This window comes from Labrys sp. 22185 (assembly GCF_052045555.1).
GTDB lineage: Bacteria > Pseudomonadota > Alphaproteobacteria > Rhizobiales > Labraceae > Labrys > Labrys neptuniae.
The window spans coordinates 94,407-108,862 of the sequence record NZ_JBQEPH010000005.1 but is presented as its reverse complement, the minus strand read 5'-3'; the positions used below and the strand labels follow the sequence as shown (position 1 = coordinate 108,862).

General features: G+C 64.4%; 10 protein-coding genes. 4 read left to right on the top strand and 6 right to left on the bottom strand.

Annotated features, from left to right (window positions below):
- The 4 genes from ACTJKX_RS12335 to ACTJKX_RS12320 form a co-directional block, all read right to left on the bottom strand.
- On the bottom strand, positions 1-1,032 hold the full coding sequence (locus ACTJKX_RS12335) for an ABC transporter permease (RefSeq protein WP_440725436.1): 1,032 nt from the start codon (positions 1,030-1,032) through the stop codon (positions 1-3).
- Positions 1,029-2,054 (bottom strand): ABC transporter permease, encoded by a 1,026-nt coding sequence (locus ACTJKX_RS12330; protein ID WP_440725435.1) that lies wholly within the window; start codon positions 2,052-2,054, stop codon positions 1,029-1,031. Before ACTJKX_RS12330 ends, ACTJKX_RS12335 begins: the two co-directional genes overlap by 4 nt.
- Positions 2,047-3,567 (bottom strand): sugar ABC transporter ATP-binding protein, encoded by a 1,521-nt coding sequence (locus ACTJKX_RS12325; protein WP_311941851.1) that lies wholly within the window; start codon positions 3,565-3,567, stop codon positions 2,047-2,049. The genes ACTJKX_RS12330 and ACTJKX_RS12325 overlap by 8 nt, the downstream gene beginning before the upstream one ends.
- A 141-nt stretch (positions 3,568-3,708) precedes the next feature.
- Entirely contained in the window at positions 3,709-4,647 is a 939-nt protein-coding gene (locus tag ACTJKX_RS12320) for a substrate-binding domain-containing protein (RefSeq protein WP_394309421.1), read from the bottom strand.
- Positions 4,648-4,911: 264 nt separating this feature from the next.
- Here ACTJKX_RS12320 and ACTJKX_RS12315 point away from each other — a divergent pair, with 264 nt between their 5' ends.
- From ACTJKX_RS12315 to ACTJKX_RS12300, 4 genes are all read left to right on the top strand, one after another.
- A complete protein-coding gene (locus ACTJKX_RS12315) occupies positions 4,912-5,952 on the top strand; it encodes a LacI family DNA-binding transcriptional regulator (protein ID WP_311941857.1) in 1,041 nt (346 codons plus the stop codon).
- A gap of 121 nt (positions 5,953-6,073) precedes the next feature.
- Positions 6,074-6,481: a rhodanese-like domain-containing protein gene (locus tag ACTJKX_RS12310; RefSeq protein WP_440725434.1), complete on the top strand. Its 408-nt coding sequence runs from the start codon at positions 6,074-6,076 to the stop codon at positions 6,479-6,481.
- Positions 6,482-6,722: 241 nt separating this feature from the next.
- Positions 6,723-7,205 (top strand): GNAT family N-acetyltransferase, encoded by a 483-nt coding sequence (locus tag ACTJKX_RS12305; protein ID WP_440725433.1) that lies wholly within the window; start codon positions 6,723-6,725, stop codon positions 7,203-7,205.
- Between the two features lie 121 nt (positions 7,206-7,326).
- Positions 7,327-8,901 (top strand): RimK family protein, encoded by a 1,575-nt coding sequence (locus ACTJKX_RS12300; RefSeq protein ID WP_440725432.1) that lies wholly within the window; start codon positions 7,327-7,329, stop codon positions 8,899-8,901.
- 45 nt (positions 8,902-8,946) lie between these two features.
- Here ACTJKX_RS12300 and ACTJKX_RS12295 read toward each other — a convergent pair whose 3' ends face one another.
- Both ACTJKX_RS12295 and ACTJKX_RS12290 read right to left on the bottom strand, forming a co-directional pair.
- Positions 8,947-9,081, bottom strand: coding sequence for a hypothetical protein (locus tag ACTJKX_RS12295; RefSeq protein WP_311941867.1), 135 nt, complete (start codon positions 9,079-9,081; stop codon positions 8,947-8,949).
- Positions 9,082-9,556: 475 nt separating this feature from the next.
- Positions 9,557-14,353: a DUF3320 domain-containing protein gene (locus tag ACTJKX_RS12290; RefSeq protein ID WP_440725431.1), complete on the bottom strand. Its 4,797-nt coding sequence runs from the start codon at positions 14,351-14,353 to the stop codon at positions 9,557-9,559.
- Positions 14,354-14,456 lie beyond the last annotated feature (103 nt).

Below are 14,456 nucleotides of genomic sequence, written 5' to 3'. Positions count from 1 at the left end.
TCAATGTGTTGGCTTTTGGGTGAAGAGAGACTGGAGGAACTCGCGGGCCCAGACCCAGCGCAGGATCATGACCGCCAGCAGGAAGGCGCCCCACATCGCCGTGGCCAGATGCTGGTTGGCGCCGAGCAGGTTCAGGCCGGAGGCGATGACCTGCAGGATGATGAGGGCGATCACCACCGGGATCACCCGCCCGAACCCGCCAAAGGGATCGACGCGGCCGAGGAAGCAGGCAAGCACGGTAATCAGGAGATAGGCCTCGCCATGGCCGACACGCACCGAGTTGAAGCGGGCGAGCATCACCACGCCGGCAATGCCGCACATCAAGCCGGACAGCGTGTAGATCAGCGTCACCGACCGGCGGGTATCGATGCCGGAATAGCGCGTCGCCTCGATGTTGGAGCCGATCATGCGGGTGGCGAAACCGAGCCGGGCCCGCGTCATCACCAGATGCCAGAGCAAGGCCGCCGCGGCGAGGATCCAGAGCGGCACGGGAATGCCGATCAGCGTGCCGTGGCCGATCTCGCGCACGAAATCGGGAAAGCCCGATATATCGCCGCCATGGGTGAGGAATTCCCCGAGCCCACGCAGGAAGATCATCATCGAGAGCGAGACGAGGATGGGATGGGCGCCGGTATAGGCGATGATGATGCCCATCAGCCAGCCCGCCGCCGCGCCGGTAATCAATGCCGCGGCCACCCCGAGGACGAAGGCGCCGACGCCGGCATCCACCCCGCCATAGGATTGCAGCACCCAGGCCATGGCAAGGCCGGCGATATTGGCCGTGAAGGTCGCCGCCAGATTGAAGCCGCCCGAAATGATCGGCATCAGCATCGCCAGGGTCAGCAGCCCAAGTTCGGGCAGCTGGAAGGCGATGGATGAGAACGTCGTGGCCGTGAAGAAGCGATCGGTGCTGAAACTCAGCGCCGCCACCACCAGGACGAGGAAGCCGATCAGGCCGGCAATGTCACTGCTCAGCAGGTTCGCGAAACCGGACTTGCCGGCCTGATTGGAGGTCGATGTCGGTGTCGTCATGCCGCCCTCCGGGCTGTGGGCGCGCGCCGGGACCCGGCTTTCATGGATCCGATCAGCCGCGCGACACCGTCGCTCGACAAAGTGATGGCGATCAGGATGATGGCGCCGATGATCATCTTGAAGGCATAGGGCGTGATGCCCAGCAGGTTCAGGCCGTTCTCGGTGATAGCGACCAGGAAGATGCCGAGAATGGCTCCGAGCAGCGTGCCCCTGCCCCCGCCGAGGCGGGCGCCGCCGAGCACCACGGCGGCGAGAACGTCGAGCTCGCGGCCATAGAGCGCGTTGGGCACCACTTCCTGCGCATAATGGGCCTGCATCAGCCCGGCGATACCGGCCATCAGGCCGAGCCAGCCGAAGGCGAGATAATGCATGGCGCCGATATTGATGCCCACCCGCCGCGCCGCCTCGGGATTGTCACCCATGGCGTAGAGCTGGCGGCCCGGCGTGGTCCTGCGCAGCAACAGCCAGGTGGCGAACACGCAGAGCGCCATGACGGCGACGGGCAGCGTCAATTCGGCCGAGCCGTCGCCCGTCGCAACGCTGAACAGCACGATGCGGTCCGTCAGCCAGTCCGGCAGGTCGTAAAGCGAGACGCCGCCGGTGAGGAACATCAGCGTGCCGAAGAAGAGGTTGAAGGTCGCGATCGTCACCACGATCGAGACGATGCGGAAATGATAGATCAGCGCGGCATTGAAGGCGCCGAGCAGGAAGCCGAAGCCGCCGGCGGCCACCAGGCCGACGGCCCAGTTGCCGCCACCCAGATGCATCACCGTCAGCGCTGTGAGGTACTGCACCACCGAGGCACCGACGGCGAAGGAAATATCGATGCCACCGGCGATCAGAACCACCAGGAGGCCGGCGGCGAAGATCACGTTCACCGCCGAGGTGTTCATCAGGTCGAACAGGTTCGACAGGGTGAAGAAGGTGTCGGTGGTGAGGGCAAGGCCCGCGACGAGGGCCAGGATCACCAGGATGAGCCAGCGCTCGGTGGCGCCGATCGGCCAGTTGCGTTTATCAGGCATGCACATCCTCCTCGATCTTGTCGATGGACACTTCGCCCGGAATGTATTCGTCGATGATGCGACCATCGCGCATGTGCAGGATGCGATCCGCGTTGAAATAGACTTCGGTGATCTCGTCGGAAATCAGTAGGATGGCCATGCCTTCCTGCGCCAGCCGGTGGATGATGGCGAAAATGCCGGCGCGGGCACCGACATCGACGCCAACCGTGGGCGAATCCAGGATCAGCAGCTTCGGTTTGGTGGCCAGCCATTTCGCCAGCACCACGCGCTGCTGGTTGCCCCCGGACAGGGTCGACACCGCATTGTCGGGATTGGAGACCTTGATGGCGAGGGCCTTGACCCAGTCATCGACCAGCGATTTGCGCCGGGCCGGCGAAATCAGCCGGAAGAGATCGAGCAGCCTGTCCAGCACGGTGACGGCCGTGTTGTCGCCGATCGACTGCGGCTGGACCAGGCCAAGCTGCAGGCGATCTTCCGAGACATAGGCGATGCCGGCGTCGATGGCGGCCCGGTTGGAGGCAAGCGACAAGGCCTTGCCCTCGAGACGAATGCTGCCCGAACTCGGCCGGGTCAGGCCGAAGAGCGACAGGGCGAGTTCGGTGCGCCCCGCCCCCAATCGCCCCGTCAGGCCCAGGACCTCCCCGCGCCGGACCGTGAGGCTGATATCCTCATAATCGCCGGGCCGCGTCAGCTTCTCCACCTGCAAGACCACGGGCGAGGCGGAATGATCACGCGCCTGCACGGCCTGGTCGAAGGTCTTGCCGGTCATCAATTCGGTCAGGCGGGTCTGTGTCATGCCGGCTGTCGGATAGGTGCCGACATAGTGGCCGTCGCGCAGCACGGTGACGCGGGTGCAGACATCGAGCACCTCGGCCAGGCGATGGCTGACGAAGACCACGGCGATACCGTCGGCCGACAGGCGCCGCACGATCACCAGCAGCGCATCGGTTTCCGCCTGGCTGAGTGAGGCGGTGGGCTCATCCATGAAGACCAGCCGGGCGTCGGCCACCAGGGCACGAGCGATCGCCACGATCTGGCGCTGGGCGATCGAAAGCGTGCGCACGGGCGCATCGAGATCGAGATCGACACCCAGCCGGTCCAGGATGCGCCGTGCATCCGCCTTCATGGCGGCATAATTGACCAGGCGCGGCGCACTGCCGAGATTGCGTTCGAAGGCGATGTTCTCCGCCACGGCCATTTCGGGAAAGAGCGCAAGGTCCTGCCAGATGACCTGGATGCCCAGAGCCCGGGCGCGCGCCGGACTGAGGCCATCGACGGTGCGCCCATCGAACAGCATTTCTCCGCCTGGTTCGGGGCGATAGACGCCGCTGATCAGCTTGATCAGCGTGCTCTTACCGCAGCCATTCTCGCCGGCAAGGCACAATACCTCTCCGGGCAGCACCTCGAAGGAGACGTTTTCGAGCGCACGCACGCCCCCGAAGCGCTTGGAGATGTTGCGCAGGAATAGCAGCGGCGTCGCTGGGGCGTCGGTAATTGCGGCTGTGGCGGCCATGACGGTCTCCCGGCCAGGAAGGAATGAGACAGAGCACCGGCGCGTTCGGCCGGCGCCCCCAAGACAGGAGCGCGCCGGCAACGCCCGGTCCGTTTGCCAGGACAGGAACCTCGTGCGGTTCCCGCCCGCTTCTTGCCGGACCTACAGGCCCATCTTGGCGAGTTCGTCGATGGTATCCTTGTTGAGGGATACGAGCTGGTCGACGATGAGATTGTGCCCGTCGGGATGGACGACGCCCAGCCCTTCGATGGTGGTGCCGTCCTTGATCTCCTGCCCCTTGGCCACCATGGTGCCCAGGGTGACAAAGACCTCGCCGGCCAGCATCGGGTTCCACATGAAGCCGCCGGTCAGCGTGCCGTCCTTGACGAGCTTGCGGCCCTGGCCGGGTGAGAATGGACCGAGTACCTTGATCTGCCCCTTCTTGCCCTTCTCGGCCACGGCACGAGCGGCGCCGATCGGCCCCTGGCTGCCAAAGGCCAGGAAGCCCTTGAGACCGGGATGGGCGCGGATGAGGTCGAGAGCGGTCGAGCGCGAGGCATCGACATCCTCGGCGACGCCATAGCGGTCGCCAACCAGCTTCATCTCCGGTGCGTTCTGCTTGATATAGGCGATGGCTGCATCGGCCCAGGCATTGTGCAGGGGAACGGTGAGCGAGCCGACGAACACGGCATATTCACCCTTGCCGCCCAGCGCCTCGACCAGCTGCTTGCCATAGGCATCGCCGAAGCCCTTCACCGAGGCCAGCTCGAAATCCCAATCGGCCTGCTTCTGCTTGGGCGATTCATGCGTGACCACCTTGATGCCGGCCTTGCGGGCCCGCTCCAGCACCGGCTCGAGCACCTCGGCGTCGTTGGGTACCACGCCGATCACGTCCACGCCCTTGGCGATCAGATCCTCGATGGCGCGCACCTGCAGGGCCGGGTCGGCGCTGGTGGGTCCGACCATGAAAGCCTCGACCCCGAGCTCGGCCGACTTCTTCTTGATCCCGGCTTCCATGGCGTTGAACCAGGGAATGCCACCGATCTTCACCACCACGCCGATGACGGGCTTGTCCTTGGAGGCCCGAGCGGCACCGACCATGCCCGGCAGCACCAGCGAAGCGGCACCCAGCGCCGAGGCGGCAAGAAAACTGCGGCGATCGAGTCTCGCCTTGTGCGTGAAATCAGAATTCGAAGCCATTGAACGGTTCCTCCCTATTTGTTCTGGTTGCCGGCATAGTGGCAGTATCGCCGACGCCCCATGAGCTAAATCCATTCAGCATTTGTTGTCAAGGTAGCTAAAAGGATTTAGCATTGGCTTGATGATCGAGTCTCCAATTCGATCCGCAGGACAAATGAGGGGACGATGGCGCGCTCACCCAGCGGACGCAGGTCCACCATCTACGATATCGCCGCTGCAACCAAGGCCTCTCCTTCAACGGTCAGCCTGGTGCTCAATGGCAGCTGGACGCGCTACCGTATCAAGGAGGACACGGCCAAGCGCGTGCTGAAGGCCGCCCAGGACCTGGGTTATGCCGTCAATATGAAGGCCCGAGGCCTGCGCCTGTCGCGCTCCGGCCTGGCCGGCATGATCATCCCCCATTACCGCAACCGCTTCTTCGCCGGCCTGGCCGAGGCTTTCGAAACGGATACACGCCAGCGCGGTCTCTGCCCGATCGTGGTGAGCACGCAGCGCGACGAAGCGATCGAGGCGAGCGTTACCACCACCCTTCTCTCCCAACAGGTCGAGTTTCTCTTCATCGCCGGCGTGCGCAACACGCAGCCCCTCAATGCGCTCTGCCGCGCCGCCGGCATTCCCTGTGTCAATCTCGACCTGCCCGGCAGTGACGCGCCTTCGGTCGTCACCGACAATTACGGTGGTGCACGCACCCTCACCGAAAAGCTGATCGCCAAGCTGCGCAAACGCCGGACGGCGCCGCGCGACCTGCTGTTTCTCGGCGGCATCGCCGGCGAGCATGCCACCGATCGCCGCATCGAGGGCTTTCGCGACGCCGTGGCGGCCAGTGGCCAGGAGACGACGTCGGAGGTTTCCTGCTGCGGCTACCGCCCCTCATCGGCGCGGGAGGCGCTCGCTGCCCGCTTCCAGGCGCTCGGCCGCATGCCGGACGGTCTGTTCATCAACTCCATCACGGCTTTTGAAGGACTGGTACAGTTTTCCCTGCAGGTGCCGCGCCAGGCGATGCGCGAGGTCAGCACGGTATGTTCCGACTGGGATCCCTTTGCAGCGCATCTGCCGTTCGACGTAACGATGACCCGCCAGAATGTCGAAGCCATCATTGCCGAGGGTTATGCGCTGGTGGACAACTACGTTCCGGGCGAGAATCCGATGGTGGTGGTGCCTCCCGAATTCGCACCGAGTTCGGAACGGGAGAGCAATTGGCGCTGAGGAAAGCGCTGATCGCGCTGCCGACCTCGCGGCAATCTACCATCTTGAACGGAGCGCTTCCCCGGCCTGAACTGGGGACGCCAGGACGAAGAATGGATATAGACGGGGACGGAATGCCAGGATGAAGAAACTCAAGCTCTCGTCGGCTCAGATGGTCGCGGCCGCTCGCGCACGCATCGAGGAAATCGAGACCAGGGATGCGATCGCCATGGTCGGCAACCCCAATGTGGTCATCGTCGACATCCGCGATCCCCGGGAGAGGCAGCGTTCGGGCTATATTCCCGGCAGCTTCCATGCCGCCCGCGGCATGGTGGAGTTCTGGGTCGATCCCGAAAGCCCCTATTTCAAGGACATCTTCGGAGAGGACAGGAAGTTCGTCTTTCATTGCGCCTCGGGGTGGCGCTCGGCCCTGACCGTGGCAACGCTGCAGGACATGGGCTTTGCGGCGGCGCATCTCAAGGATGGTTTCTCGTCCTGGGAAAAGGCGGGCGGGCCTATCGAGTTTCCCGAGCCCGGCGGCAACAAGTGAGGCAGGCCTCGTCCATTCTCCCTTTCCATCGGTGCTCGTTTCAACCCGAACAGGCAGAATTGACCGGGGCCTGACCCCATCAAGCCGAGACAGTGAACGGCAAAAAACGTTTGTCTCCAGCATGATGGAGGGCTTCCCGGAATCGGACGCGCAACCGTTTCCTTATGCAATCCTGATTTGTTGGGGCAGCGCCGACGCCCTACCCTCACGGTCATTGTCGCTATCAATCTGTCTGTCGCACATGACCGTACCCTATCTGCGCGAGGCGAGTTCGGCGGATCTTCCCGCCCTGGTCGATCTCGAAAACGCAGCCTTCGCCGGCGATCGCCTCAGCCGTCGCGATTGGCGCCATCTGCTGACCAGCCCTTCCGCCCTCGTCATCGTCAGCGACGATGACGAGGGCCTCACGGGATGCAGCGTCGTCCTCACCAATCGCCGCACGGCCGTCGCGCGGCTCTATTCCCTTGCCGTGGCGCCACGTGCCCGTCGGCGGGGCATCGCCCAGGCGCTGCTCCAACAAGCCATGGCCAGCAGCGCCGGGACCGGTGCCCATCTGCTGCGCCTGGAAACACGCAGCGACAACCTCGCTGCCCAGGCCCTGTTCAGCCGCCTCGGCTTTCAGCCCTTCAGGCGTGTGGCGAACTATTACGAGGACGGGACAGAGGCCATTCGCTTCCAGCGTCTAGTCGACCGCGACTGCCTCAGGCAGAGCGCGCTGCAATAGATACGCAAGCACACGTAACCACCTGTTTTAACACATCTTTAGCCCCTCGGAATCGCCTGCGGAAAGACGCGGTGGGCGATCGTGATGCCGATCGCCTTTCTTCCCCACATGAAAGCAGCCAATGCCCGCTCAACTGATCATCGTCGAAAAATCCAGTGATTTTCGCTGGTCCGTACCCGGTGTCCGGGTGATCACCGCGCAGGACTTCATCGCCGAAGGACCAGGCCTGCTGCAGCGGCCCCGCCGTATCATCAATCTGTGCCGCAGCTATGCTTATCTCAGCATCGGCTACTATGTGTCCCTGCTCGCCGAAGCGCGCGGTGAGCGGGTGACGCCGAGCATGGAGGCAATCACCGACCTGCAGGTCAAGGCAGTGCAGGCCCAGAAGCTCGCCGGCCTGGAGCGCTGCCTCGGCCCGCTCGCCTCCGTACCCAAAGCGGTGGAAGCGATGCGCATCCAGGTGTTTTTCGGCCAGGTCGAGGAGCGCAATGCCGAGGATCGCGGTGTCGAGGATCGCGGGCTGGCGGAGTTTGCCGCCCGCAGCTTCGAACTGTTCCGCTGCCCGCTACTGGCGATCGACCTCGTACGCCTCGAAGACGGCGCCGGCTGGAAGGTCGCCGCCCTGCATCCGCTCGACCTGCGCGATATCGACCCTGCCCGCGATGGCCTGTTTCTCGATGGCCTCACCCGCTTCTGCCGGCGCCCCTGGCGCCACGCGCCCTCGACCAGTAGCCCGCGCATGGACCTGGCAATCCTGCATGACCCCAAGGATCCCCTGCCGCCTTCCAAGCTGAAGACCCTGCAAGCCATGATGCGCATCGGCCAGGACATGGATATTGCCGTCGAACTGATCGAGAAGAAGGACTATCCGCGCCTCAGCCAGTTCGACGCCCTGTTCATCCGCGAAACCACGGCGATCGCGCACCATACCTTCCGTTTCGCCCGCAAGGCCGCCAGCGAGGGCATGCCGGTGATCGACGATCCCGGTTCGATCCTGCGCTGCACCAACAAGGCCTTCCTGTCCGAACTGCTCGCCGGCAACGGTATCGCAACACCCCGCACCCTCTTCCTCACCCGGCGCACGCTGTCAGGCTTCGAGACCCAGCTGACCTATCCCGCGGTGCTGAAGGTGCCTGACGGCGCTTTCAGCCTCAGCGTGAAGAAGGCCGAGAATTGGCAGCAGTTTCAGGAGATTGCCGCCACCATGCTCAAGCAGTCCGGCCTCATCCTGGTACAGGATTACGTCTACACGCCCTTCGACTGGCGCATCGGCATCCTCGCAGGCGAGGTAATCTTTGCAGCCAAATATTTCATGTCCTCGGGGCACTGGCAGATCATCCAGCATGGCGAAGCCGGCGCCTATACCGAAGGCCGCACCCAGGCCGTGCCGGTCGAGGAAGTGCCGCGCGAGGTGATCGAACCGGCAGTGCGGGCGGCAGGGCTGATCGGCAACGGCCTCTACGGCGTAGATCTCAAGCAGACCAAGTCCGGTGTGGTGGTCATCGAGATCAACGACAATCCCAATATCGATCTCGGCCTGGAGGATGCCGCTGCCGGCGAAGGCCTCTACCGCAGACTGCTCTCCCACTTCCAAGCCCTGGTCGATGCCCGCCATCGCCCGCCGGCACCGGCGCTCCCCTCCGGGGCCATTCACCGGCCTCGGCTGGTGCATGATCTGCGCGATACCGGCTCCTGAGGCGGCACGCATCGGGCGCGTTTGCGGTTCGCGCGCGCCCGATCGCTACAGGAGATGCGTCACCCCTTCATGAAGGGCGATGATGAGCACGGCAAGCATCGCGCTCACCGCCAAGAGCGCGGCAAGGCTCGTCAATGCTCCCTGCAGAAAGACCGAAACGGCATTGGCTCGAAACGACACGGCAATTCTCCTGATGGAGAATGCAGTATCGGGCCTGGATGCTTCCGCCCTCGGTCTGACATGTAAAGTTTCGTTGCGAGCGCAGGGAACGATGCCACAGCGATGCGTCGAGCCCCTTCAGATGTCGTAGCTGACATAATAGAGGCAGCAGGCCGAGGCCAAAGCGAACAGCAACGCGTAGAACATGACACGACCCTTTGTAACGAGGGCTGGATCATGCCCGGCAAACCTTTCCAGGACGTGTCTGATCGATGGCGGGATCGTGTTAAAGTGTTTCCTGATGAGCCGAGTTTCAAAGACCTGCACATCACTTTGAAAATATGGAAAAAAAGAGATTAACAGCATCACGATTTCGCCGCGATGGAGCCTTCCGTTCTCCAGGCTTGGTCTCACGCCCGCACAGGTCGGAGAAGCCCTCGGGAAAACGCCTTCACGGTCTCCGGCCCAATGACCGTGCTCCTCCGAAGAGACCTTCTCAACCGCTGACGATCAGGTCGTTCTGCAGCTTCAGTTGCCCCTTGAACAGCATCACCGTCAGCACATCGTCGAGCCGCTCCTTCAGCACGGAACTGGTCGCCGCAAAGCCGAACAGGCGGGCAACTGCCACGATCAGTGCATCGCGGGGCGCCCCGTAATTGGCGGCAATCACGGCGAGAAAGGCAGCTTCGACCTCTTCATTGGGCAGCATATCGGGACGTCGCAGGCCGCCGCTTTCCACCATGGAGCGATCGCGCAGAACCACCGGCGCTTCCGGCAGCTTGTAGAAGGGCCCGCCGACGATCCTGCCGGTAACGCGGGCGACGTCGATGCCGTCCTGCACTGCTTCGCGCACCCGGTTGCCGGCTCGCGCCAAACCGAAGGAATCGCGGATGCGCGCTACGATCTCCTGTTCATGCACCGGTCCTTCGACCTCGACCACGCCCACGACGTAGGCCGCCATGCCTGCCGTCGGTACCTCATGCAGTTCCGCCGTGCCCGCGATGCCAAGGCGTGCCTCGACATAGGGACGCGCAGGCGAAGATGGGGCAGGCTCCTCCCCGAGCGTGGCCAGCGGCTCGTCGATCGACAGCGGCGGCGATAGAGGTAACGGCTCTTCCTCCTTCGCGCTTTCCAGCTCGGCCGACACGGCCAGTTCCTCGTCCCGTTTGCGCCAGGTGGCCTTCGCCCGTGCGATCGCGGCCTCGACCTTGGCAAGTTCCTCTTGGGGGCGCAGATACCAATCGGTCGACCAGATACGGTGGATCAGCCAGCCTTGCCCTTCCAGCACATGCTGGCGCAGCCGGTCGCGGTCGCGGGCCGAGCGCGAGGCATGATATTGGGCGCCATCGCATTCGATGCCGAGCAGGAAGCGCTGCGGCCAATCGGGATCCACCACCGCGAGGTCGACGAAGAAGCCGGCGCTGCCGATCTGGTGTGTGATCTGGTGCCCGCGCGCCCGCAACTGGCCGGCGACCTGTTCCTCGAAAAGGGAATCGGGCGTCCTGCCGGTCTCGACGGGCGTGCCGAGCCGGCCCGTTTCGGCAAAGCTGAGAAACAGCTTCAGCGCTGCGACGCCGCGCGCATTGGCGCGCGTGAGATCGATATCCTCCCCGCGAATGGAGGAGAACACCTCGCAGCGATATTTCGCCCGCGAGATCAGCACGTTGAGCCTTCTTTCGCCGCCATCGAGATTGAGCGGGCCGAAACTCATGGCCAGATAGCCTTCGGCACTGCGGCCATAGCCCACCGAAATGAAGATGACGTCACGCTCGTCGCCCTGGATATTCTCCAGGTTCTTGACGAAAAACGGCTCGTTCCCCTCCCGATTGAAGAAGACCTCGGTGGCGGGACTCTCTCGCCGCAGCAGCTCGAGTTCCTTGAGGATGGCCTGACGCTGCGCCACCGAGAAGGTGGCTACCCCGAGCGAGAGGGAGGCGCGATGGCGGGCATGCGCCATGATCGCCTGCGCCACGACCCGGGCTTCCTCGGCATTGGTACGGCTGTTGCCGCGATCATAGACGGCCTTGGGGAGATAGCGGAAGATCAGGCCCATCGCCTCCGCACCTCCAGCGCCGCCGTTGGGAGAGCGGCCTCCGGCATGCGGGCTCGGCACCACCATGAGCCGGTTGTCGTAGAATTCTCGGTTCGATACGGTGATCAGCGACTGGTGACGGGAGCGATAGTGCCAGTTGAGCTGGCGGTAGGACATGCCCTTGGCGAGGCAGAGATCGAGCACGCTTTCGGCGTCGCTCGCCTTGAAGGTCTCCTCGTCGTCGTCCTCCTCCGGCACCTCGCCGGTCAGCTTGGCGAAGAAGCGCGTCGGCGGCAGTTGGCGCTCATCGCCCACCACGACGAATTGAGATGCCCGCGCCACCGCGCCGAGGGCGTCGACCGGCTCGACCTGGGAGGCTTCGTCGATGACCAGCAGATCGAAGCTGAGCGCCCCGGGTTTGAGAAACTGGCTGATGGAGAGCGGGCTCATCATCATCACCGGCTTCAATTGCTGGATGGCCGGGCCAGCCCGGTCGAGCAATTGCCGGATCGGCAGATGGTTCCGCTTCTTGGCAAACTCGCCATTGAGCACGCCGAGCGGGCCGATGCCGCCGGCTGAAGCCGGGCGTTCGCGCAAATGCTTGAGGGCCACGCTCTCGCGCGCCAGCGCGATACGGGCCCTGTCGAGCATGCGGAACTGCTCCACCGCGCGATTCTGCAATTCGCCGTCGAAACGCTTGAGATTGGCGTGCCGGGCAAAGAGGTCCTCGCGCAAGGCTTCGTAATAGGCACGCTCGAAGGTCACTACCAGATGATCGCCGGGGATGCGGCCATCGAGCAGGCCGTCGACGAGGGCACCGAGCCCGGCTTCTCGAGCCACATGGCAGCGATGGGTGAACGCAATCCAGCGGGTGATGCTTTCGAGATTGGCCAGCCAGAGGCGCAGTTGCCGCACGAGAGCCGCGACCTCCAGGTCCACGCAATCGGCAATGCCATGCCCGCCCTCCAGGTCGTAGTCGAGGAACTCGCTGAGCGCCTTCAGATCGTGGAACAAGCGCGGCACGCTTTGCACGATCACCGCGCCCATGGCGCCGAACTCGCGGCCGCCGGGTCGGGCGGCCAGCCGATCCAGGAAATCCGGGGCGAGCGCGGGATGTCGATGATCCCGCCACCAATCGGTGATGGCCTGCAGTCGATCCCAGTCGGATTTATCACCGGCCCAAAGCGTACCGAATGCGCGGGCGCCCATGTCCTTCTGGCCCTCGAAATGGCGGCGAAGCTCCTGTGCCGAGATCATGTCGTCGAGAAGCTGGAGCCGCTTGACGAGATCACCGGGCATCTCGGTGGCGAGCAGGGCCTTGAATTGGGCCTTGGCGCCGCGATAGCGCCCGGAGAAGAAGCGCAGGAAGGAGGCGCCGTGCACGGCGAAGGCTTCACGGACCGGCCGCAGATCCGCCGTCCAGGCTTCCGCCCGATAGAGCTGCGCCATGGCCTCGACGACCTTGCGATAGGCCTTGCCGAGAGCGACAAGGTCACCGAGGGCGCCGACGTCCTCGCGCCATACCGGCTGGGCGAGAAGGCGCCGGTCGGCCTGGGCGGGCAGCGAGGAGGCCGCACAGGTGGTGCGCCAGACGACATCGAGATCGCGGATCGTGACCACTTGGAGCCCGAAATCCCGGATGATGCCGACTGCCGCCTCTTCCACCGCTTCCAGATCCGCCTCGACGCTGCGCATCAAGCCGGCGAGACGTTCGAGTTCGGCGGGATCGATGGCATCGCGCCGAACGCCGCGCCAGATATTGGCGGCGGGATTACCGACGGTGCCGAGGCGTTCGGCGAGTTCCGCCATCAGCTCCCGATTGGCCCGGGCCTGCTCCTGCGTCCACTGGCTGGCCCGCTCGACCGCGAAGCCGGCGAGCCCGCCCGCATCGCGCAGGGCGACGAGCCGGCCCAGCAGCCGATAGGGCGTGATGCCGCTCGGCTCCATCGGCTCATGCAGCATCGCCGCATGCCGGTTGAGATCGGCCTGGGTCTCGGCAAGGCGCCCCGTGACGCCGGGATCCTGGACCGGCGTCTTCAGTGCAAGTTCGCGCGTTCGCCGCAGTTCCTCCAGGAGCAGGCGCTTATTGGCCTTGGTCGAGTGCAGTTCGAGCGTCATCGGTCCGAGCCCGACCTGGCGCAACCGCCGATGCACCACGTCGAGCGCCGCCATCTTCTCGGCTGCGAACAGCACCTTGCGGCCCTGCAGGGCCGCCCCGGCAATGATATTGGCGATGGTCTGGCTCTTGCCGGTGCCCGGAGGGCCCTTGATCACCAGATGGCGACCGCGCAGCACCTCCTCGATGGCGACGGCCTGCGATGAATCGGCGTCCAGCACGTGGTTGAGCGCCGGCGGCGGTATCACGGGATCGATCGGCTGGCCGTCAGGGACGATAGGCTCGAAGGCCTCGAAGCCTTCTCCCAGCAGCGCGGTCACCGGCTCATGTGCATGGATGGCATTGCTTTCAGGCCAATTGTCCGGATCGAGGTCGCGATACATCAGGAATTTGGCGAAGGAGAAGAAGCCGAGCACCATCGCGTCCGGCAAGACCTGCCAACGCGCCTTACCGGAGATGGTCCTGGCGATCTCGGCGACATAGGCGGCGATGTCGACCTCGTCCTCATCCGGGAAATCTTCGATCACCATGCCGAAATCGCCGCGCAACTTGGCCTGGATCGACAAATTGGGCGAAGCCGGCTCGCCCCGCGAACGCAGGCTGAAGCGCTCGGCGGCGCTGGAACGCTCGAGGCGCACCGGCAGGAGCACGAGCGGGGCATGGCGGGCAATGTCGGATTTATCGTCCTCGTACCAGCGCAGCAGGCCGAAGGCGAGGTAGAGGATGTTGACGCCCTGCTCTTCCTCGATGGTGCGGGCATCGTACCAGATGTCGAACAGACGCTTCTGCAGGGCTTCGGCAGCCAGACGGGTCTGCAACCGGTGGGGAGCCGGCGCCGCGGCCTCGCTGCTCGGCATGGCGTCCGCCGGCGCCACCGGCGAAGCCCGCGTGCCTTCGATCGCGAGCTCGCCCTGCGCGGCCTCGTCCGGCTCGCGTCCGGGCAGGAAGGTCAATGCCCGGCCGGCCGCCAGCAAGTCATAGGTTTCGGGGGCTTTGGCCTCGATGAGCTCGATGGTGCGCACGCCCTTGGTACGCATCGGCAGGTTGATCAGCCGATTGCGCAGGCCAAGATCGAGCAAGGCCTGCCGCTGTTCCAGCAGGCGCCTGCGCACCGGATTGTCGGACATCGATTCGAACCCCTCCATGACAAGTCTATCCTGGTGAGGACCGCGATTTCCAGCGTGACACCACGGGTTGGCGCGAAAGACTTCACCAAAACGAAAACGGCGCGACACCGGAGTGCCGCGC